This window comes from Acinetobacter sp. YH12254 (assembly GCF_013417415.1).
Taxonomy (GTDB): Bacteria; Pseudomonadota; Gammaproteobacteria; order Pseudomonadales; family Moraxellaceae; genus Acinetobacter; species Acinetobacter pseudolwoffii.
Genome location: NZ_VPEB01000015.1, coordinates 50858 through 73040 on the forward strand (window position 1 = coordinate 50858; position 22183 = coordinate 73040).

Genomic DNA, 22183 nt, shown 5'->3' on the forward strand with positions numbered 1-22183 from the left:
AAAAAAAGGACGAAGCAATTCGTCCTTTTGTGTAAATCAGATTTTAAAATTTACGTAGCGTTAAAATTTGCTCACTGCGGCCAAATGGCCCATGAAGATCATGTAAAATTCCACTGGTTAAACCAATGCCATCTTCACCATATTGCTGTAGCACTTCTAGTCCTAGCCATGTTCCTTTAGGTAAACGATGCAAATGAATCTGCAAGTCCAGATTTGGGAAACCCCATCCCGCATTTGGATCCTGACGCGGCACCACACCGTTGGCTGTATCCACCATTCCCATCAAGCGGCTAAAGTCGCTGGTCGTCTGACCTTCTACCATTTCCAGGGCATTCGATAACCAGACAATACCTTTGCCCGCACGATGATCGACATGGGCACGGGTATTAATACTTTGAATATAACCACCTGGCCAGCAGCGCATCCCTTCCCACACCGGCAGGTCTTCAGGGTGCTGAACCGGAAAATCTTCCAGACCGGCGATCGCGCGGGTATCCGAAGTCATCATTTTCCAGGCACGTGCCACAATACAGGTTTTCCCGTTGGCACACATTTCTGCTTCAATGAGTTCGATGGTTTTACCCGGACGAATCATGCGCGTAGTAATGGAAAATTCACCAAAAGCAATCAGTCCAAAGATATCCAGACTCACCCGGCCAATGCGCATCTCTGCACGTGGCTGAAACTGTTCCAGTTCTGCACAAATAATGCCAGTCGCGGGCGCCATATGCTGCTCATGCGGATTCCATGCACCTTGCGCATGAATATTAGATTCATAATAAGCAGTGCTGCTGCCATCGGCATGCTGTTCGCGGTTGATGAAACGATAGTAGGCTGACATTGTTTTTACACTTCCTTGAATCTTATATTTAAATTTCTAGTTAACTGTTTCAGTTAGCTATGCTTATTTCTGTATAAAAAAACCATAATAATTCATGATTTGACAGTAAATTTTGCTATGTTTAAATCCGACTTTGGTTAAAAGCGCTGCTAAATCTTGGGCAGAGATTAAATGAAAGTCCTGCTGTAACCGTTCAAGCATTTTTTCGCTTTGTTGAATACTGAGTCCTGTCTGCTGTGCCATTTTTTGCAAGATTTTTAATTCAGTTTTATTTTCAGGTTGCATCAAGTCATAGGTTAACAGGATTCCATCAGTCTTAAGACTATCGGATATATCCTGAAAAAATTCAGCTTTATTTTCTGATGGAATAAAATGTGCCACCAAAATTGCTAGAGCCGCATCAAACTGATTATCTTGATTTAAGCTTTGTGTATCTGTCTGAATAAAACGAATCCGCTGCGATCCCAGGCCTAACCCAATATTTTTCTGCGCCTGTTCCAGCATAGTCGCCGATGGATCAATTGCAGTAAATGTCCAGTTTGGGTGGCGTTGCAACAGATAAGATAGCTCATAGCCTGTCCCGCAACCAACCACCAATATATGGGCAATTTCAGGTAAATGAGTGGTTAGAATGGCATCAATTTGCTGATGTACCAGTTCATAGCCGGGAATCAGTTTACGGATGTGCTCATCATAATTAGCGACGACGAGTTCACTATGAAAGTTTTTTGCCATATTTTCACTTTACCTCACACCATTCAACAGACTAAAGAGCATTCGGTTTATCAGTTATTACAATATTGATAAAGATTCCATCTAAAGGTTTTAAATTTTCGACCATTATCCTAAATCTAATCACATGACAGGCGACATGAATGTCGCCATTTTGCTGAAGGGACATGGATGTCCCTTCAGCAAAATAAAGGGCTTTTGTTTACTTTTAGCCCATCGAAAGTCAAAGCATGGCCTACACGTTAAAATTAAAATCTTTCTTTCTAAGTGAGGCTGTGCAGATCTTTCGCTTTTTCTTAATAGTTTCTCTTCAACTTTTTTTAATGATAAAAAAGTTGAAGAATTCACCAATCTCAAAAACTAAACAATACTTAAGCTATTTCCTTTAAGTTCAACTCTTCACGCATAAATTCACGTAATTTAAACTTCTGCGCCTTACCGGAAGCTGTCATCGGGAACTCATGGAAGAAACGCACATAGCGCGGCACTTTATTGTGTGAGATATGCTCGGCACAATACTGGCGAATAGTTTCTTCAGTACACGGATCGTTTTCATGCAAAATGATGCAGGCACAGAGTTCTTCACCATACTTATGATCTGGCACACCAATCACCTGAACATCTGAAACCGCAGGATGGGTATAAAGGAAGTCTTCAATTTCTTTGGGGAACAGGTTTTCACCGCCACGAATGACGACATCCTTGATTCGCCCCTTGATTTTGACAAAGCCTTCATCATCCATTTCAGCAATATCACCCGTATGCATCCAGCGCGCATTATCAATTACTTCTGCAGTTTTATCCTGATCTTCCCAATAACCGAGCATCACCGAATAACCACGCACACAGAGTTCACCGAGTTGTCCGCGCGGCACCACCTTGCCATCTTCATCGACAATTTTCACTTCCAGATGCGGATGTACCCGGCCGACTGTCGTAACACGCTGTTCAATGGAGTCTGCGGTAGAGCTTTGCGCACTGACCGGTGCGGTTTCAGTCATGCCATAACAGATGGTAATGTCTGACATATGCATCCGCTCAATCACACGCTGCATGATTTCCTGTGGACATGGACTGCCGGCCATAATGCCGGTACGTAAACTGCTCAGATCAAATTCATCAAACTGTTCATGCTCAAGAATGGCAATAAACATGGTCGGCACCCCATAAGCCGCCGTACATTTTTCTTGTTGAATGGCTTTGAGGGTTTCCAGAGGATTGAAAACGGCAGATGGATAAATCATGGCTGAACCATGGGTAATACAGGCCAGATTTCCCATCACCATACCAAAGCAGTGGAACAGTGGTACCGAAATACAAACCCGATCTTCTGGACTTAAATGAATGGCTTCACCGACAAAATAGCCATTATTTAAAATATTGTTATGGGTCAACATAGTACCTTTCGGATTCCCCGTTGTACCCGAGGTGAACTGAATATTGATGGTTTCATCAAACTGCAATTCACTCGAAATTTGCTGCAATTTTTCTAAGGCGTTTGCGCTTGGTTCCACCAATAAGTCCTGAAAACGATGTAGACCCGGATGTTCCTGTTCATCAATTTTAATCACATGCTTCAAATGCGGCAGACGCTCTGCATTGAGTAATTTACTTTCAGTCTGTGTTAGCTCAGGAGCAATTTTAGTCAGAATTTCCTGATAGTCAGTGGTTTTAAACTGCGCTGCAATCACCAGTCCCTTACAGGAGACCTTGTTTAAGACATATTCCAGTTCATTACTTTTATAAGCTGGATTCAAGTTCACCAGAATAATTCCCGCCTTAAATGCAGCAAACTGGGTAATGGTCCATTCCACACAGTTCGGCGACCAGATGGCCAGACGGTCACCTTTTTTCAGGCCCAGTTTTTGCAAACTACAGGCAAAAGCATTCACTTGCTGCTGCAACTGCTGATAGCTCAGACGCACATTCTGGTGCAAGCTGACGATTGCATCAGAATGTGCATACTGTTCGCATGCCTGATCAAATTTTTCGCCAATTGTCATGCCCAATAAGGGTTGGCTGCTTGTTCCGTAGGCATAGCTTAACCGTACTTGTGTCATTGAATCGATCTCCTTGATTCTTTGTAATTCTGATTTTCAACTCTATTAATTGTTTTTGACCACGACAACCCTGTCTTCCTGCCTGTTTTTTGTGTTTTATGCTCCTGCTACTCCCTCCTGTCGACGTACTGCGTTGACACAAAAATCGGCAATCTGTTTGACAAAGTGATCCTTATAATTTTGATCAAACCTGATATTCCGAGATGGATTCAAAGGTTCAATTACCACAAAGGTCATGGAACCAACCACACCCAGCGCTGCGGTATTTAAATCTTCAAATTCAAACTCGCCATTGACTTTTCCTTCAGCCAAAATTTCCTTAATGCTTTGCTTGATTAGCTGTTTACTGTGAAAACGCTCATGTTCCATTTCCGGATCGACCGGTTCGAACATCAGCGAATACGCCAACTGTGGGCTGTTCATGGCTCGCTTCACAAAAGTTGTAACAGATTTTTGCAATTTCTGTTTTGGCGATAAATCCGAGGCAGCAATGTGATTTAAAATCTCAATCTCAAGCCGAATTGCTTCTGACAAAACCTGAATCAAAATCTGATTCTTGTTTTCGAAATATCGATATACCAAGCCTGTAGAAACGCCTGCACGTTCTGCAATCGCCTGAATCGACGCCTCTTTAAAGCCCCCTTGAGTAATCAGCTCACGAGCAGATTGCAAGATCGCCAAGCGATTTTGCTCCATTCGTTCCTGCATCAATGATGATCTTTTATAACTCATAAAATTAATCTCAACAAGATAAAATGAATTGTAAATCATTTTGTGAATATTGATTCACTTTTTTAAATTTTCGATGTATGTTAAATAACAAGCACAACAAAAATGCTTTTTTTGGATACAACAAATAGAACCACAGGATGGATGAACAATGAATTTACAAAGCTTGGATTTCGGTTTGGACGAAACACTTATTGCACTTCGTGATTCAGTGGCTGCATTTTGCGCCAAGGAAATTGCTCCAATTGCTCAACAAGTGGACCATGACAATGAATTCCCTGCTCACCTTTGGAAAAAATTTGGCGAGATGGGCCTGCTCGGTCTGACGGTCAGTGAGGAATATGGCGGTTCAAATTTCGGTTATCTGGCGCACATCATTGCCATGCAGGAAATTTCCCGCGCTTCAGCATCGATTGGTTTGTCCTATGGCGCACATTCTAACCTATGTGTAAACCAGATTAAGCGTAATGGCAGTGAAGAACAGAAACAGCGCTATCTGCCTAAACTGGTATCTGGTGATTATGTCGGTGCATTGGCCATGTCCGAACCCAATGCCGGATCCGATGTGGTCAGCATGAAACTCAAAGCTGAAGACAAAGGTGATCATTACCTGCTGAATGGTTCGAAAATGTGGATCACTAATGGCGGCGATGCCGATGTACTGGTGGTCTACGCAAAAACCGATTTACAGGCCGGGGCCAAAGGCATGACCGCTTTTCTGGTTGATAAAAATATGCCGGGGTTTAGTCACGGTACGCACCTAGACAAACTCGGCATGCGTGGCTCAAACACTTATCCACTATTTTTTGACAATGTCGCAGTGCCCAAAGAAAACGTGCTCGGCGGTGTCGGCAATGGCACCAAAGTGCTGATGAGTGGTCTGGACTATGAACGTGCTGTTTTAAGTGCAGGTCCACTGGGTATTATGGATGCCTGTATGGATACCGTGATTCCGTATATTCATGACCGTAAACAGTTTGGTCAGGCGCTGGGTGAATTCCAGTTGATGCAGGGCAAAATTGCTGACATGTATTCAACCTGGCTGGCCTGTAAAGCCCTAGTCTATGCAGTTGGCGCAGAATGTGACAAGGCAGAGCATAGCCGTAGCCTTCGTAAAGATGCCGCCAGTGCGATTTTATATGCAGCTGAAAAAGCCACCTGGATGGCGGGCGAAACCATTCAAACCTTGGGTGGCAACGGTTATATCAACGAGTTTGCTGCGGGACGTCTATGGCGTGATGCCAAACTGTATGAAATTGGCGCAGGCACTTCAGAAATTCGCCGCATGCTGATTGGCCGCGAACTGTTTAATGAAACTGCCTAAAAAATAAATCACAAGAATAGACAAGGATGTTCGGCATGAATCAATTAAAGAGCAAAATTAATATTCGCAGCGACGAATTTAAAAACAACCAGACGGCGATGCAAAATCTGGTCGAAGACCTGAAACAGAAAGTCCAAAAAATTGCCTTGGGTGGGGGTGAAACTGCCCGTCAAAAACATTTGGATCGCGGTAAATTACTAGCCAGAGAACGTATTGATCATCTGATTGATCCTGGCACGGCATTTATTGAAATTGGACAACTGGCTGCCTATCAGATCTATCAGGACGATGTGCCTGCTGCGGGCGTGGTCGCTGGCGTTGGTCAGGTCAATGGCGTAACCTGCATGATCATTGCCAATGATGCGACTGTTAAAGGGGGCACTTATTATCCACTGACCGTAAAAAAACATTTGCGTGCTCAGGAAATTGCCGAGCAGAATCATTTGACCTGTATTTATCTGGTCGATTCTGGCGGTGCCTATTTGCCGCTACAAGATGAAGTCTTCCCGGATCGTGATCACTTCGGACGTATTTTCTATAATCAGGCACGTATGTCGAGCCAAGGCATTGCCCAGATTGCTGTGGTGATGGGCAGTTGTACGGCGGGTGGTGCCTATGTGCCTGCCATGTCGGATGAAACTATTATTGTGCGCAATCAGGGAACCATTTTCCTCGGTGGCCCGCCACTGGTCAAAGCAGCAACCGGTGAAGTGGTTTCCAGTGAAGATCTTGGCGGTGGTGATGTGCATACCCGCCTCTCCGGTGTAGCCGATCATCTGGCTGAAAATGACCAGCATGCCCTGGAAATTGCCCGTAATATTGTGGCCAATTTAAATAAAAAATCAAATCCGTTGCCTGAACATGTGGAAGCGCCTTTGTTTGATGCTTCAGAGCTGTACGGTATCGTGCCAACAGATTCGCGTAAACCTTTTGATGTCCGTGAAGTGATTGCCCGGATTGTCGATGGTTCGCGTTTTGATGAATTTAAGGCTCGATTTGGTACCACTCTGATTACCGGATTTGCCAGCCTATACGGTATGCCAGTCGGGATTATTGCCAATAACGGCATTCTGTTTTCCGAATCTGCACAAAAAGGTGCGCATTTTATTGAACTTTGCTGTCAGCGCAATATTCCGCTGCTGTTTATTCAGAATATCACTGGCTTTATGGTCGGTCGCCAGTATGAAAATGAAGGCATTGCCAAAAATGGCGCCAAACTGGTGATGGCTGTGGCCAATGCCAATGTGCCTAAACTGACCATGGTGATTGGCGGCTCATTTGGTGCCGGCAACTATGGTATGTGTGGCCGCGCGTATTCACCACGCTTTATGTGGACTTGGCCAAACTCACGTATTTCAGTGATGGGCGGTGAACAGGCATCGAGCGTACTGTCGACCTTAAAACGTGATCAGATTGAAGCCAAAGGCGCTAACTGGTCTGCGGAAGAAGAAGACCAGTTTAAACAGCCAATTCGTGATCAGTACGAACGCCAAGGTCATCCTTATTATGCCTCTGCACGTTTATGGGATGACGGTGTCATTGACCCTGCCCAGTCTCGTGAAGTGTTAGGTCTTAGTTTAGCTGCGGCACTGAATGCGCCAATCCAGCCGACCAAGTTTGGCGTGTTCCGCATGTAAGAGGTGAAAAAAATGACATATCAATTTTTACAGCTCGAACAGCAAAATCAAGTGGCAACGGTTTGGATTAATCGCGCTGAACTGCACAATGCCTTTAATACTCAGGTCATTGAAGAATTGTATCGCTGCTTCCAGTCTTTAAATAGCCGTGATGATGTGCGTGTGGTGATTCTGGCAGGGCGCGGCAAGAGCTTTTCGGCCGGTGCCGATTTGAACTGGATGAAACAGGCCGGTCAGGCTTCTCAAGCAGACAACGAAGCAGATGCATTAAAACTGGCGAAAATGCTGCAAAGCCTAGCGACTTTAAAGCAGCCAACCATCGCCCGGGTGCATGGCATTGCTTTTGGCGGTGGTATGGGTCTGGCATCAGCTTGTGATATTTGCGTGGCCAGTACCGATGCCAAGTTTGCCACCTCTGAAGTACGCCTAGGTCTGGCACCTTCGACCATCAGCCCGTATGTGATTCGTGCGATTGGTGCGCGTCAGGCTTCACGTTATTTCCTGACCGCCGAGCGAATTTCTGCGGAACAAGCCAAAACCATTGGACTGGCGCATGAAGTCACTCCACCGGAACAGCTCGACAGCAAAATTGATGAAATTGTGGAAGCCCTGTTACTCGGTGGCCCTGCTGCACAAAATTCCTCAAAACAACTGATTCAACTGGTTGACCAACAGGTTTTGACGGAAGATTTACTTCTTAAAACAGCACAGCATATTGCCCATATTCGCCAGGGAGATGAGGCGAAAAATGGACTGAATGCATTTTTGAACAAACAAAGCCCGGCCTGGATCAAGACCACGGCATAACAACAAGAAGGATGCTACGATGTTTGAAAAGATTTTAATTGCCAACCGTGGTGAAATTGCCTGCCGTGTGATTCGTACAGCAAAAAAACTCGGTATTGCCACCGTTGCCGTATACTCCGATGCCGATGCACAGGCACAGCATGTCAAACTGGCGGATGAAGCGATCTATATTGGTGAATCGCCAGCAGCACAAAGCTATTTACAGATCGAACGTATTATTCAGGCGGCCAAAAATACCGGTGCGCAAGCAATTCACCCAGGTTATGGCTTTTTGTCGGAAAATGACCAGTTTGCCCTGGCCTGTCAGGACAATAATATTGTCTTTATTGGCCCGCCAGTCGATGCCATCTTGGCGATGGGTCTCAAAGCCACCTCTAAAGCGCTGATGGAAAAAGCTGGTGTGCCTTTAACCCCGGGCTATCACGGTAGCAATCAGGATGCTGATTTCCTGAAACAGCAGGCTGACAGCATCGGCTATCCGGTGCTGATCAAAGCCAGTGCTGGCGGTGGCGGTAAAGGCATGCGTCTGGTCGAGCGCAGTGAAGATTTTCTGAGTTCGCTGGCTTCATGTAAAAGCGAAGCGCGTTCCAGTTTTGGCAATGAAGATGTGCTAATTGAACGCTATGTGATTCAGCCACGTCATATTGAAGTACAGGTTTTTGGCGATACCCACGGCAATTATGTGCATTTATTTGAGCGTGATTGCTCGGTACAACGTCGTCATCAAAAAGTCCTTGAAGAAGCGCCTGCACCAAAAATGCCAGAAGACAAACTTGAAGCGATGCGCCAAGCCGCGATTGATGCCGCACGTGCGGTCGATTATGTCGGTGCCGGTACAGTAGAGTTTATCGTCGAGCAAGATGGTACTGCCTATTTCATGGAAATGAATACCCGTTTGCAGGTTGAGCACCCCGTCACTGAAATGATTACAGGTCAGGATCTGGTGGAATGGCAACTGCGCGTAGCTTTTGGTGAGCCTTTACCTAAACAGCAGCATGAATTACAGATCCACGGGCATGCATTAGAAGCACGTGTCTATGCCGAAGAACCAGAAAAAGGCTTTATTCCTGCGATTGGCCAGATCAGCTATTTACACTATCCAGAGCAAAATGACTGTGTACGTGTGGATAGTGGCATTGTCGAAGGTGATGAAATCAGCACCTATTATGATCCGATGATTGCCAAACTGATTGTCTGGGGCAAAAACCGCGAAGCTGCTTTAACGCAAATGCATCATGCCCTGGGCCATTTCCATGTGGATGGTTTGGGCAATAATATTGCATTCCTCGACCGTTTGGTGCTGTGTGATTCGTTTAAAAATGCCCATCTGGATACCGGCCTGATTCAACGTGAAGAAGAGTTCTTATTAAAACCTTCGACTGAGATCAATGCTGAACTGATCGTTAGTGCTGCATTCATCGAATTATTATCACGCCAAGCTCAAAACCCGGTTGCGAATAACTCAGTCTGGCAACAACACGCTTTCTGGCGCCTGAATCAGCAAAATGCATATACAGTGCAATTACAACGCAATGGCATTATGCTTAAAGTTCAGTTCAGTACGCAAGAGCAAGGTTTTATCGCCACTTATAATGGTCAGCAGATTCAGCTGCAAGGTCAGTTGATTGATGCACATACTTTAGCTTTGCAACTGGCAGGCAAACAGCAAAAACTGGCCTTTAGCCAGACTGAACATGGCCTTACCCTGTTCCAGAATGGTCAGACACATAAATTCGAGTCTATCCAGCCGGATTATGATCAGCATGATGATCAAGGGACAGAAAACAACCTCACTGCACCCATGCCAGGTGTGATCACGCAAGTACTGGTCACTGCCAATGACAAGGTCAAAAAAGACGATGTCTTGATGACGCTCGAAGCGATGAAAATTGAATATTCGATTCGTGCACCACACGACGGCATCATCGCTAGTTCATATTTCCAGAAAGGTGATCAGGTCAAAGCCGGTGATGAACTGCTTGAGTTCCAGCCACTGACGGAGGATGTTGCATGACCGAATTTGTCAAAATTGTAGAAGTCGGGCCACGCGATGGCCTGCAAAATGAAAAAACGCCATTAACGCTGGATGACCGGAAAAATCTGATTCTGGATCTGATGAAAACCGGTTTACAGGCGATTGAAGTCGGTTCCTGTGTTTCAGCCAAATGGGTGCCACAAATGGCAGACAGCGATCAGCTGTTTGCCGGCTTGCCCAAAGACCCAAATATTCAGTTCAGTTTACTCACCCCAAACCTGAAGGGCTTTGAAGCAGCGCTGGCGGTGGGTTGCAAGGAAGTTGCGGTCTTTACCGCAGCGTCCGAAAGCTTTACCCGAAAAAATATCAATTGCTCGATTGATGAAAGCTTTGAAAAGTTTGTCGATGTGATGGCGGCCGCCAAAGCCAATGATATTCGGGTACGCGGTTATGTGTCCTGTATGGTGGACTGCCCTTATGAAGGTGCGATTGATCCGAAACAGGTGGTCAAAGTCACCCAACGTTTACTGGATATGGGCTGCTATGAAGTGTCATTGGGTGAAACCATTGGTACAGCCACACCGGATCGGGTGCAAAAAGTCTGGGATGCTTGCCTGGCTCAGATCGATACCAAGGTTTTGGCAGGTCATTTCCATAATACCTATGGCATGGCCATCGCCAATATTTACCAGTCGCTGTTACAAGGCATCCGGGTATTTGACTCCTCCATTGCTGGCCTGGGTGGCTGTCCTTATGCCAAGGGTGCTTCAGGCAATGTTTCAACTGAAGACCTGTATTACCTGCTCTCGAATATGGGCTTTGAAACCGGTATTCAACTGGATGCCCTGATGCAGGCCAGCCGTAATATCAGTGAGGTATTGCAGCGCAATAATCCCTCCAATTATGCCAATGCCTATTGGCAAAAAGCCTGTGCCTAACAATAGCAATACCCGGACACGATACAAGTCCTCAAGGATATACATCAGTAGTTTCCTGACCAAAAAGGAATCTGCAAGACAAGAATAAATCGAGGTAAAAAATGTCAAATAAAGTTTATGACAGTGCAGAGGCCGCTTTAGACGGCGTGGTTCAGAATGGACATACACTGGCAGTCGGCGGTTTTGGTTTATGCGGTATTCCGGAAGCATTGATTGCCGCATTGAAACAGACCGGTGCCAAAAATCTGACCTGTATTTCCAACAATGCCGGAGTCGATGGTTTTGGTTTGGGCGTTTTACTGGAAACCAAACAGATTCAAAAAATGATTTCATCTTATGTTGGTGAGAATAAAGAATTCGAACGTCAATACCTGAGTGGCGAACTGGAAGTCGAACTGACCCCACAAGGCACCTTGGCAGAGAAATTACGTGCTGGCGGTGCCGGTATTCCGGCTTTTTATACCGCCACCGGTGTCGGAACCGTGATTGCTGAAGGCAAGGATGTGCGTGAGTTTAATGGCAAGTCTTATATTCTGGAAGAATCCTTGACTGCCGATGTTGCCTTGGTCAAAGCCTATAAGGCTGATAAAGCCGGTAATCTGATTTTCCGTAAAACTGCACAAAACTTTAATCCGGTCTGCGCTATGGCTGGCAAAATCACCGTGGCTGAAGTAGAAGAAATTGTCGAGATTGGTGAGCTTGATCCCGATGACATTCATCTGCCCGGTATTTATGTGAACCGGATAGTCCTAAATACTCAACCGGAAAAACGTATTGAACAGATGACCTTAAAGGCGGAGGCTTGATCATGGCTTGGACACGTAATCAAATGGCGCAGCGCGCTGCACAAGAGCTGGAAGATGGTTTCTACGTTAACTTGGGGATTGGTTTACCAACGCTGGTTGCTAATTACATTCCAGAAAATATCAATGTCTGGCTGCAATCGGAAAATGGCTTGCTCGGTATTGGCGAATTTCCAACGGCTGAAACCGTCGATGCCGACCTGATCAATGCCGGTAAACAGACCGTGACTGCCCGTAAGGGCGCTTCTTTCTTTTCCAGTGCCGATTCCTTTGCCATGATCCGTGGCGGTCATGTCAATATCGCCATTTTAGGTGCCATGGAAGTGTCTGAAACTGGCGATCTGGCCAACTGGATGATTCCGGGCAAAAAAGTCAAAGGTATGGGCGGTGCCATGGATCTGGTCGCAGGGGTACAAAAAGTCGTGGTGTTGATGGAACACTGCGCCAAAGATGGCACGCCTAAAATTGTTGCGCAATGCAGTCTGCCCCTTACCGGACAGGCTGTGGTCAACCGGATCATTACCGATTTAGGTGTGCTGGATATAACGCCAGATGGTATTCAACTTGTTGAGCTGGCACCAGAGGTCAGTTTTGAGGAGATTCAGAAAGTCACGGGTGTGGCTTTACAAAAAATAGCAGCTTAAAACCTAACTCTATCCCAGAGTTGAAATGATTAGGTTCTAGATAAGTGAGTGTGGCGTGATGCTCACACTCACACTTTAAAAGAGTATCTAAAAAGTAAACCTGAGCATTCTTACTATTTATTCCTATAGTAAAAATCCCTCACTAAAAACTCATTTATAATAAAAAGGACGAGTTAATCTGTCCTTTTTATCTCACGACAATTAATTAAAAACATTATTTAAATATACGACACGCTCAGTGCTTCGCTTTATAAAACACTGAGTATATTACATGTCTTTATTTTGAGCCATCATCTCTTCATTCCAATAATTAGCATGGACTTGATAGGTTTCGCGCTCTTTTTCAAGTATATCGTAGACACTCTTTTTAGACAGCACTTTACAATCAATATCACGTTTTTCAAACCAGTCGCTTTGATCTTGCTGTAACTGTGTTTTTTGCTCAGCACTAAACCGCTCCCAGCTTTGGTTAAGTCGGTTCACGACTTGTTCTTTTTCCATATTTAATTCTTTTTTGCGAATATCCAAAGCTTTTTGAGCCAGTTCACGTTCTGCAAGATATTGGTTTTCATGCTGTTTATTTTCTTCGTTGTTCAGCTGGTTTAATTTGACATAATCTGCATATTCAACTGCCCATCGCGTTAAGTCAACCAAAGCAGTCATCACATTATTTTCTGTCCCTTTTACAGACAAACTCAAACCCTCTTGATCTGTCTTGGTAATTGCATATTTAAAATCACCCACTAATGTTTCTTTTTGAAAATCAAAACTTAAGTCACGGTCAGTCAGGCTATCTTCTAATGTATAGGATTCATCGCCATCACATCGTTCACATTCATGACATTCACATGGCATTGCAGCATAGGCATTTTTTGCCCGTTTCAATAAGCCTTTTGCTAAAACAGCCACCACTTGGCTTTCACAATTTAAGGTTTTTGCAGTTTGAATATCATCTGTAAGTGTGGTCACAGCCTTAATTTCAAATTTAATATTGGGGCGGATTTTCTCCAATAAGACAAGATCGGATTCATAGCTCGATTGTCTGATATCTCGCTCTAGTCGATTTAGATATTCTGATTTTAAATAAGCTTTCAATTGGTCTAAATTTGCAGCTGAAATACAACTCCAGTCTGAAATTTCAGATGTTTCAACTTGTACAGCTTCTCCATTTTTAATCCACTTCCCTTTAATGAAATCACATCCAGATAATAAAAATAAAGCGCTTAAGCATAGGATAAATATTGTTTTTGTCATTTATAAACCATAGGTTGTTTTTATTTTCGGGGGTATTTAAGCAAAATTCCTCATGAATAGAAATAAAAAAAGCCCTAAATTAGGGCTTTTCCGATGAGTTTTATTATTTTTCCTGCACCCCTTCACTATCCACTTCACGCACAATACCTGTTTCAGTATTAAGCACTTCAAAAGCTACGCGGCGGTTCTGAAACTGTCCGGCAGGTGTCGCATTCGGTTCAACAGGCTGGTCCTCTCCCACGCCTACAGCTTGCAATTGCGCAGGATCAACCCCCTTTTCAATCAGATAACCCACAATTGCTTGCGCGCGTTGCACAGACAGCACTTTATTCTCGGCCTCACTTCCTTGCGCATCGGTATGTCCTTTGACTTTAAGAATGACATGCGGTGCACGCTGCAATAATGCAGCAGCCTGATCCAGTACCGATTTATTCACTTCCGGTACGGCAGTCGATGCGCTATCAAAATTAATAATCTGCAAATTTAGTGCGGTCGCAACATCTAAGGCCTGAACATGATCAGTTTTGATACTCGCCAATGCTTGTTCTGCATCGCTATTGGCAGCCTGAATCGCCTCACTCCTATTGACCGGCTGTTGAGTCACAACAGTGACATTTTTGGCCAGATTACGAATTTGTGTTGCCAGACGTTCTGCTTCTGCATTACTCGCTGCACGTATAGCAACCTGATTACCAATCCAGTCTAGTGAGACATTTGGCATGCCTTGAATCAGTTTCAAAACGGAAGGAATGCTATCCTGATCAATAAATTCCGAATGATAAACCTCACTGCTGAGCGCGCCACAACCAATATTATAATTAAAGATCTGTTTAATCTCGGTTTGCAAAATTTGCATATACTGGGGATTATTCAGCTGTAACTGACAACTGATAATTTCACCATTAGTGCCGGTACTCAACTGTAAAGAAGCGGGTTGGGCTGCGGCAATTTCACGGGTCGTTTGGGTGTTTGCCGAATCCTCAGCATCATCCTGCATACAGCTACGAACAAAAAACAGGATTAAAGCTGCCAGAATCAGAAAAATAATAAACGGCCATAAAAAACCGGTTTTTTTCTGTTGCTGTACCACAACAGCATATTCTGGTTCTAGTTCAGGCGCCTGATTCAAATGCTGCCCCGCCAATGGAGAAACACCTAATGCCGCTAAAATCGATCCGGCCCAAACAGGTAATGCACGCTGGATCGATTCGGCGTGGGTTTCCAGCAAATGACTAATCGCTTCTGGACTTGAAGCACCGGCTTCGGTCTGTAAAAAATTGAGGGTCGGTACAATGGCCCGATTCAGGGTCTGCTCTATTTGATCTTGTGGCGCGCTCTGATCAAGTTGATCCAGAAACTGCTGCTTGAGTGCCGAATTTCCATTAAACAGTTCATGGATTTTTGGATTGAGTTGCTGGCTTAAACTTTCAATCCATGCAGGACGTGCACGCAATATACTTAAGAATATGGGATAGAACTGACTCAGTGCCTGATCTTTGGCAAATAGATGTTCGGTTTCACCTTGTAGCACAATCGCTGTAACATCACTTTTTAAGCGTTCCATCAGATCTACATTCATATTGTCACCATTCTTTTGATTTTTCTAATGTTTAATATTCAATCAGTGTAACGATGCCAGTTTTTTGAAAATGTAAATAATTGTATGAATATCATAAAGTTTCACTGTTTTTGTTGAGTACTCATTTTACTGATACAGAATTCAAAAAACAAAAAAGCCAGCCGAAGCTGACTTTTATAAAAGCTGGATCTATTAAGCGACGAAAGTTTTTAAAACTTTAGCTCGCACTTTTTGATTGATCAGCGGGGTATTTTTACCTTGAGACACGATGCTTTCTTTGCTCAGCGTCCATTCCAGCTCTGGATCTACCAGTACCCAACCCGCCTCGTCTGCCCAGCGATCTGCCATTTGTGCAACACGTGCCGGAGCTAAAGTCACTTTTTCTACCCATTCCAGTGGTGTAAACAAACCTTCATTGACCAGTTGAATCCCAAAAGGTACATAAGTATCAAAAGCGCTAAAGCCAGGCTGGGTTTCAGCAAATGGCGCCATTTTCGCAGAGCTGCTCAGCGGTTCATGATGGGTACAAATCGCATCAATCACCCCAGATTTTACTCCTTGGCGTAGCAATTCTTTGTCTTGTTCAGCACGCAGTGGCGGACGTACATGTGCCAGCGAATTAAAACCATCAATTAAGGCATCAGTCAGATGTAATTGGTGCATGGCCACATCACAGGTGACAGGCAAGCCTTTTTCCTTGGCAATCCGGATCAGCTCTACTGACGCACCACAAGATAATAAACCGAAATGCGCACGAACTTTGGTCACTTCAATCATTAACAGGTATTTGGCAATTGCCACGGTTTCAGCAAGTGCTGGAATCATCGGCAAGCCTTGACGCGAGGCAATAAAGCCTTCATGCACACAGCCATCTTTGGCAATTTGCGGCTCTTCTGCATAGAACACCACAGTCAGATCTAAACCTGCAGCATATTCCAAGGTACGTAGTACCACGTCATCATTGGCAAAAGGCGCACTGGCATTGGACACCGCAGTACATCCGCCTTTTTTCAAGCCGGCCATATTGGCAGGTTGCTGGCCTTGCAAGCCTTGGGTTTGAGCACCAATCACTTCAAGATAAATACCACCGTCCAGCATGGCTTTTTCAACCAGACCATGAATCAGTGCGCCATTGTCCTGCACGATCGGCTTTGAATCTGGTGGTGTAAACACGTGCAAAATCCCATTTTCACGTGCTGCTTTACCTTCAGATTTTAAGGTGCCATGTTGCTGCTGACCCGGTTCCCGTAAACGTGCACACAGATCGACCATGGTGGGCATCAACCATTTGCCCTGACCATCAATCGTTTCAGAGACAGCAGCCGTTTCCGCAACGAACTTACCATTTTCCAGATACACGGTCTGAACAGAATCAGTGTTTTGGATCGGATCGAGCACACGAACATTTTCAATTTTTACAATAGTCATGACTTATTCCTTAACCCGCAATCGCTGCAATCAAACCCTGTTCCTGAAGCTGGCCTTGCATTGACAAAGCCAACACCGCCATACGTACCGCAATTCCATTGGTCACCTGATTCAGAATCACCGACTGCGGTCCATCGGCAATACTGGAGTCAATCTCCACCCCACGGTTCATTGGACCCGGATGCATCACGATACAATCCGGTTTGGCCATCGCTAAACGTTCTTTGTTCAGGCCATACATCTTGTAGAATTCAGCTTGCGATGCCAGTGCCGGAGAATCAATCCGCTCATTTTGAATACGCAGGGTAATGATCACGTCGCAATCTTTGATGCCATCTTCCATGTTGTTAAATAGACGAACACCATCACCATATTCTTCAAAACCGTATGGCAGCAAGGTATTTGGTGCAATCACCCGAATATCTTCGCAGCCTAAGGTTTGCAAAGCCGCCACATCTGAACGCGCGACACGTGAATGTTTGATATCGCCAATAATGGCAATCGACATCTCTTCAAATTTTTTATGGGTTTCCCGGCGAATGGTGAGCATGTCCAGCATCGCCTGGGTTGGATGGGCATGACGGCCATCACCGGCATTAATAATCGCCACTGTTGGGCAGACATCTTTGGCAATAAAATGCGCCGCACCTGAAGATGAATGACGCACCACGAAAATATCGGCGGCCATCGCTTCAAGGTTCCATAAGGTGTCACGCAAGGTTTCACCTTTAGAGGTACTCGAACGGGCAATATCGATATTCAGAACGTTGGCAGAAAGGCGCTTGGCAGCGGCTTCAAAAGTAGTGCGGGTACGGGTAGAGTTCTCGAAAAACAGGTTCATCACCGTTTTGCCTTCCAGCAAATTATTGGTGATGAGCTGATTTTGGTCATTAAAAAAGGACTGCGCAGTGTCCAATATTTTTGTCAGGGTTTCTTTGGAAAGACCTTCGATGGTCAAGAAGTGTTTTATATTACCTTCTTTATTGAGTTGAATCTGGCTCGGTGTATGCAATGCCGCCAAGTGCATGAGAGATTCCTTATGCGTTAAGTCAACATATTATACAGAGATTGGCCAGTCTGAGTAGTTGGCAATGTGACTACTTGTACAAAAACCACCTCGATAATAAAAATAGAAATTGAAATTCCTATGTATTTTTTCAATAAGATAATTTAACCATTTTCCATCCTGCTGACTTTTAGTACAAAATTATGGGTGCTTCAGTCTGGCACATTCACACCCATCGTTTTATCGCAGCGCACCGATATAATGATGTGCAACCTGTGCACGGTAGATATCGTCCTGATCGGGTTCAACCGAGACCAATTTCTCCTGCTGTGGCAGATGTGCAGATTTTTCAAACTGTTGCTGCCGAACCACAGGCAGATCCCAAACCTGTTTTAAACGCTCGATTAAACGCTGCAACTCTGGATCTTGGGTCTGTTCTACCAGCTCAATCACATGCCACGCATAGTCCAGATTTTCTGCCAGATAAAGCGCATCCACAACCCGACCTGACACACGTCTCAAACGTGTATAAATTAAAGTGGCCACTGAAAAAGCGTCATGGTTGCGTAACTGATTCTCTAACATTTTAACCCCCATTATAAAATTGAAAAATCAGGCAGCCATCGCTCTCCTCCGACTGACTGCCTGATTTGCTGTGTATAGAGCAAAATGCGTACCAGTTCATCAATTTATCATGTGAATATTATTTTTCACGCGTACACGGCAAGGCCTTTCAGAGAATTTAAAAAGCTTTCAATATAAAAATACGGTAAACTTGGCGCAGTTTTTTATTTATCTTTTTTGGTCTCTCTATTATATGAATACCTCTCCACGTTTAAGCAATTATTGGGTCACCTGTGCCGATGGTCTGGAAACCTTATTAGAAGAAGAACTACAAGGCTTAGGTGTTCAGAATATTGAGCGTTTTCCCGGTCGTTTAATCTTTAAAGGCAGTCTGGAAAATGCTTATCGGATTTGTATGTGGTCACGTCTGGCTTCACGTGTGCTCATGCCGATCCATACACATGAAATTGAATTTTCTCACGATGCCCGTGATGTGGCAGAAGAGCTATATGAAGGTGCAATCAGCTTTGACTGGTCGCTCATTTTTGCACCACAAAGTACCTTTGCCATTCGCTTGCATGTCGAGCGTGACATCAAGGTCAATACCCAGTTCGCAACTTTGCGTGCCAAAGATGGTGTCGTAGATTCCTTCATGGAAGCTGTGGGTAAACGCCCAAGTATCGATACCAAACAGCCAGAAATTACCATGTATATTCTGGCTGGGAAGAAAGAGCATACCTATTGTCTGGACTTGTCCGGCGATTCATTACATAAACGTGGTTATCGCCACTTTATGACCGATGCACCAATCAAGGAAAATCTGGCTGCTGCGATTTTGCAAAAAGGTCAACTTAAACAGATTAATCCAGACATCATTGTCGATCCAATGTGTGGTTCAGGTACCTTTATTATTGAATCACTGATGATCCTGACCGACCGTGCGCCGGGTCTGGTGCGTCGTTTCGGTTTTAATGGCTGGAATGGCCATGACCATGAACTCTGGATGGGCATTAAAGCTGAAGCAGCTGAACGCCACCAAGCGGCAATGGAAAATCCATTACCCCAATTTTATGCCTTCGATGCAGATTGGGAAGCTGTAAAAGCGACTCGTCAAAATATCATCGCGGCAGGTTTTGAAGCTGCTCTCGACAATATCATGATCGAAGAGCGTACTTTAAATGACTGGCCGGATTTTCAGGCGGAAGGCAAAAAAGTCTTCTTCGTGACCAACCCGCCATATGGCGAGCGTCTTGGTGATAAAGCGCAGAACCGTTCTTTATACCTCGGTTTGTCGGCTTTACTGCAAAAGAATTTCCCGAATCAAAAAGCAGCAGTGATTGCATCGCAAGTGGAACAGGCTGACGTGCTGGCCTTCAATGATCCGCAGATCCTGCGTTTGATGAATGGTAAACTGCCGATCTATATCCGCTTTGGTACGGTGAAACCTGCTGCTGTGGTGCATCCGTTCCTGGAAGCTTGGCAGCCGCAACAATTCGAACCAATCGAAGGTGCGATGGAGTTTGCCAACCGTCTGACCAAGAATATGCAAGCCCTGAAAAAATGGGCAGTCAAAGATGGCGTACACTGTTTACGTCTGTATGACGCCGATTTACCTGACTTTAACGTTGCAATCGATCTGTATGGCGAGCGCCTGCATGTACAAGAATATGCACCACCAAAAACCATTGATCCGGAAAAAGCCAAGAAACGTTTTAACCTGGCCCTGCAAGCGATTCGTGCAGTGACCGGTTTGGGTCGTGATGCAATCTTTATCAAGACCCGCGCCCGTCAGGAAGGTAAAAACCAGTACACCAAACAAAGTACCGCATCCAAGCGTTTTATCGTACAGGAAGGCAAAGCCAAGATTCTGGTCAACCTGACCGATTATCTGGATACCGGTCTGTTCCTGGATCACCGTCAAATGCGTTTGCGTATTGCCCGTGAGGCCAAGGGAAAGCACTTCCTGAACCTGTACAGCTATACCTCTACGGCGAGCCTACATGCTGCTTTAGGCGGTGCTGCAAGTACCACCAGTGTCGATCTTTCCAATACCTACCTGAACTGGTCGAAAGAGAACTTCGTGCTAAACGGTCTGACTGTAGATCACGCCGATGAACAGCATCAGTTCTTTGCATCTGACTGTTTTGAGTGGCTGAAAGAAGGTCATGAGCAATATGAGCTGATCTTTATTGATCCGCCAACCTTCTCGAACTCGAAAAAATTCTACGGTACTTTTGACGTACAACGTGACCATCTGTCTTTATTAAAACGCGCTATGAACCGTTTAACCAGCGATGGTACCTTGTACTTCTCGAATAACTATCGTGGTTTCGAGATGGATGAAGAAATTCTGGCGTTCTATGATGTCGAAGAAATTACCCAAGAAACTATCGGGCCTGATTTCAAACGTAACCAGAAAATTCACCGCGCCTGGAAAATTGGCCATCCTAAAGTGTAATCACTGGTATTAGCTTGCGATAAAACAAAAGCCTGTTCAGTTGAACAGGCTTTTCCTTCTTAGATTCGCTGTTAAAAAGCGACTTACAAATTATTGTGCAGTTAAGAACTTCTTTTCACCATACAGATAATGCATGGACAGTTTAAACACATCGCCATCTCGCTGAATTTGCTGATTAGCTTGCATCGCACCCAGCATTTGCTCCAGCTCTTGATCGGACATATTTTTACCTGCGGCACGCATATAATGATGAGTGAAGGTTTTTACTACCTGTTTATTGAAACTGATATCGGTTTGCACTTCTAACAGATTTGGGAACATTTTTGCCAAGCTTTCCAAGGTGGTTTGATGGCCTGGCATTACTTTTCCGACTAAATCTGCCTGAATACTGCCTGTGCCTAACTTTAACTGATTCTGCTTCGATTCAAACTTGAAGCCATCATTAATCACCGCCAGCATGGCTTGTATCGCATCTTTTTCAAAATTTCCTGCTTCCAGACAAGAGTTATTTTGCTTTTGCAGAATATCAAATAATATCTGCATTTTTTGACGCTGTAAGTCTTTGAGCTCCCAATTGAGTTCTAAGTCTTGCATCGCAGGGACATTATTTAAGCCCATTTCGGCAATTTTAAATTTTGATTGAACATCTACTGTACGCTCATGCAGTTGGGTATCCATACGCCAGCTCAGGTCTTTCAGTTGTCCTGAGCCTTCTGCCTTAGCATCCTGGCGCTGCATTTTGACAATATTGAACTCGAAATAACCCGGTTCTAAATACTGCGCATTCAGAGCCTGATTGGTTTTAAAATGCACACCCTTGAGTTGTGTATTTCCAGACTGATCACGAATAGACAATTCTGGCACATCAAAACTCATATTTAAAATTTTATGTTGTCCCTGACTCTGTTTTGCCTGAAACTTGATCTGTATAGGGTCAATTCTGGTATATAAACCTGCTTCTTTTTTTTCGATGACAGGGGTTTGTAATTGTGTGGTCGATACACCCAACCAGTTGACTTGCGTCGTCACTTTTAAAGGTTGCTGAAAAAATTCAGCATATGCGCCCTGTCCTTGTGCTAAATCGAGTTGAGAATGAATGGTATAGCCTTTCCAGGTACGCTGAATTTGGTCTTGACCATTAAATACTAATTTTTCTTTGGCATTACACGCGTCTGGCACAATGCTCATGCTCCACTTGGCCGTGCCTTGTAGAGCCCCCATAGCGTAGTCAGTATATTGCACACTAATGTTCGGCGCTGGTTTTAAATTTTGTTGATAATGCGCTTTCAAGCTCTTATCTGCATATAAATTACCCGTGCTCACAGCCCCCGCCAACACCACGACACCAATTCCACCCCATACTATTTTCGACATAGTTTTTGCTCAGAATTTATCTATTTTTAT

At 44.6% G+C, this 22183-nt stretch carries 18 protein-coding genes; 8 read left to right on the plus strand and 10 right to left on the minus strand.

The features are described 5' to 3' along the window. Positions 1 to 43 precede the first annotated feature (43 nt). The 4 genes from FTV29_RS11855 to FTV29_RS11870 form a co-directional block, all read right to left on the minus strand. Positions 44 to 841, minus strand: coding sequence for a thioesterase family protein (locus FTV29_RS11855; protein WP_005096553.1), 798 nt, complete (start codon positions 839 to 841; stop codon positions 44 to 46). Positions 842 to 904: 63 nt separating this feature from the next. After that, complete coding sequence (locus FTV29_RS11860; RefSeq protein WP_180075537.1) at positions 905 to 1576, minus strand: class I SAM-dependent methyltransferase; 672 nt, start codon at positions 1574 to 1576, stop codon at positions 905 to 907. A 368-nt stretch (positions 1577 to 1944) separates the two neighbouring features. Then, positions 1945 to 3633 carry an AMP-binding protein gene (locus FTV29_RS11865; RefSeq protein WP_005171582.1) on the minus strand — a complete coding sequence of 563 codons (1689 nt, stop codon included), beginning with the start codon at positions 3631 to 3633 and terminating at the stop codon, positions 1945 to 1947. A gap of 96 nt (positions 3634 to 3729) precedes the next feature. Further along, positions 3730 to 4365 carry a TetR/AcrR family transcriptional regulator gene (locus FTV29_RS11870; protein WP_035337915.1) on the minus strand — a complete coding sequence of 212 codons (636 nt, stop codon included), beginning with the start codon at positions 4363 to 4365 and terminating at the stop codon, positions 3730 to 3732. Positions 4366 to 4513: 148 nt separating this feature from the next. Here FTV29_RS11870 and FTV29_RS11875 point away from each other — a divergent pair, with 148 nt between their 5' ends. The 7 genes from FTV29_RS11875 to FTV29_RS11905 all read left to right on the plus strand — a co-directional run bounded on the left by FTV29_RS11875 (position 4514) and on the right by FTV29_RS11905 (position 12490). Further along, positions 4514 to 5686, plus strand: coding sequence for an isovaleryl-CoA dehydrogenase (locus FTV29_RS11875; protein ID WP_180075538.1), 1173 nt, complete (start codon positions 4514 to 4516; stop codon positions 5684 to 5686). Positions 5687 to 5721: 35 nt separating this feature from the next. Then, a complete protein-coding gene (locus FTV29_RS11880) occupies positions 5722 to 7323 on the plus strand; it encodes a carboxyl transferase domain-containing protein (protein WP_180075539.1) in 1602 nt (533 codons plus the stop codon). A 12-nt stretch (positions 7324 to 7335) separates the two neighbouring features. Beyond that, the gene (locus tag FTV29_RS11885) at positions 7336 to 8130 is read left to right on the plus strand and encodes an enoyl-CoA hydratase/isomerase family protein (RefSeq protein WP_074382975.1); all 795 of its coding nucleotides are present in this window, start codon (positions 7336 to 7338) and stop codon (positions 8128 to 8130) included. Positions 8131 to 8149: 19 nt separating this feature from the next. Then, entirely contained in the window at positions 8150 to 10144 is a 1995-nt protein-coding gene (locus FTV29_RS11890) for an acetyl/propionyl/methylcrotonyl-CoA carboxylase subunit alpha (protein WP_180075540.1), read from the plus strand. After that, the gene (locus tag FTV29_RS11895) at positions 10141 to 11043 is read left to right on the plus strand and encodes a hydroxymethylglutaryl-CoA lyase (RefSeq protein ID WP_180075541.1); all 903 of its coding nucleotides are present in this window, start codon (positions 10141 to 10143) and stop codon (positions 11041 to 11043) included. Before FTV29_RS11890 ends, FTV29_RS11895 begins: the two co-directional genes overlap by 4 nt. 101 nt (positions 11044 to 11144) lie before the next feature. Continuing rightward, positions 11145 to 11849: a CoA transferase subunit A gene (locus FTV29_RS11900; RefSeq protein WP_100535528.1), complete on the plus strand. Its 705-nt coding sequence runs from the start codon at positions 11145 to 11147 to the stop codon at positions 11847 to 11849. Between the two features lie 2 nt (positions 11850 to 11851). Beyond that, a complete protein-coding gene (locus FTV29_RS11905) occupies positions 11852 to 12490 on the plus strand; it encodes a CoA transferase subunit B (RefSeq protein WP_005171601.1) in 639 nt (212 codons plus the stop codon). Positions 12491 to 12757: 267 nt separating this feature from the next. Here FTV29_RS11905 and FTV29_RS11910 read toward each other — a convergent pair whose 3' ends face one another. The 5 genes from FTV29_RS11910 to FTV29_RS11930 form a co-directional block, all read right to left on the minus strand. Then, complete coding sequence (locus tag FTV29_RS11910) at positions 12758 to 13744, minus strand: DUF1311 domain-containing protein (RefSeq protein ID WP_257224514.1); 987 nt, start codon at positions 13742 to 13744, stop codon at positions 12758 to 12760. 103 nt (positions 13745 to 13847) lie between these two features. Then, complete coding sequence (locus tag FTV29_RS11915; RefSeq protein WP_180075542.1) at positions 13848 to 15323, minus strand: OmpA family protein; 1476 nt, start codon at positions 15321 to 15323, stop codon at positions 13848 to 13850. A gap of 192 nt (positions 15324 to 15515) precedes the next feature. After that, positions 15516 to 16751, minus strand: a complete 1236-nt coding sequence (locus tag FTV29_RS11920; RefSeq protein ID WP_180075543.1) for a dihydroorotase — start codon at positions 16749 to 16751, stop codon at positions 15516 to 15518. Between the two features lie 10 nt (positions 16752 to 16761). Continuing rightward, positions 16762 to 17778: an aspartate carbamoyltransferase catalytic subunit gene (locus tag FTV29_RS11925; RefSeq protein WP_100358079.1), complete on the minus strand. Its 1017-nt coding sequence runs from the start codon at positions 17776 to 17778 to the stop codon at positions 16762 to 16764. 219 nt (positions 17779 to 17997) lie between these two features. Continuing rightward, positions 17998 to 18342, minus strand: a complete 345-nt coding sequence (locus FTV29_RS11930) for a hypothetical protein (protein ID WP_100358080.1) — start codon at positions 18340 to 18342, stop codon at positions 17998 to 18000. Positions 18343 to 18574: 232 nt separating this feature from the next. Here FTV29_RS11930 and rlmKL point away from each other — a divergent pair, with 232 nt between their 5' ends. Beyond that, positions 18575 to 20779, plus strand: a complete 2205-nt coding sequence (gene rlmKL / locus FTV29_RS11935) for a bifunctional 23S rRNA (guanine(2069)-N(7))-methyltransferase RlmK/23S rRNA (guanine(2445)-N(2))-methyltransferase RlmL (RefSeq protein ID WP_180075544.1) — start codon at positions 18575 to 18577, stop codon at positions 20777 to 20779. Between the two features lie 90 nt (positions 20780 to 20869). Here rlmKL and FTV29_RS11940 read toward each other — a convergent pair whose 3' ends face one another. Further along, the gene (locus tag FTV29_RS11940) at positions 20870 to 22153 is read right to left on the minus strand and encodes a DUF945 family protein (protein WP_180075545.1); all 1284 of its coding nucleotides are present in this window, start codon (positions 22151 to 22153) and stop codon (positions 20870 to 20872) included. Positions 22154 to 22183 lie beyond the last annotated feature (30 nt).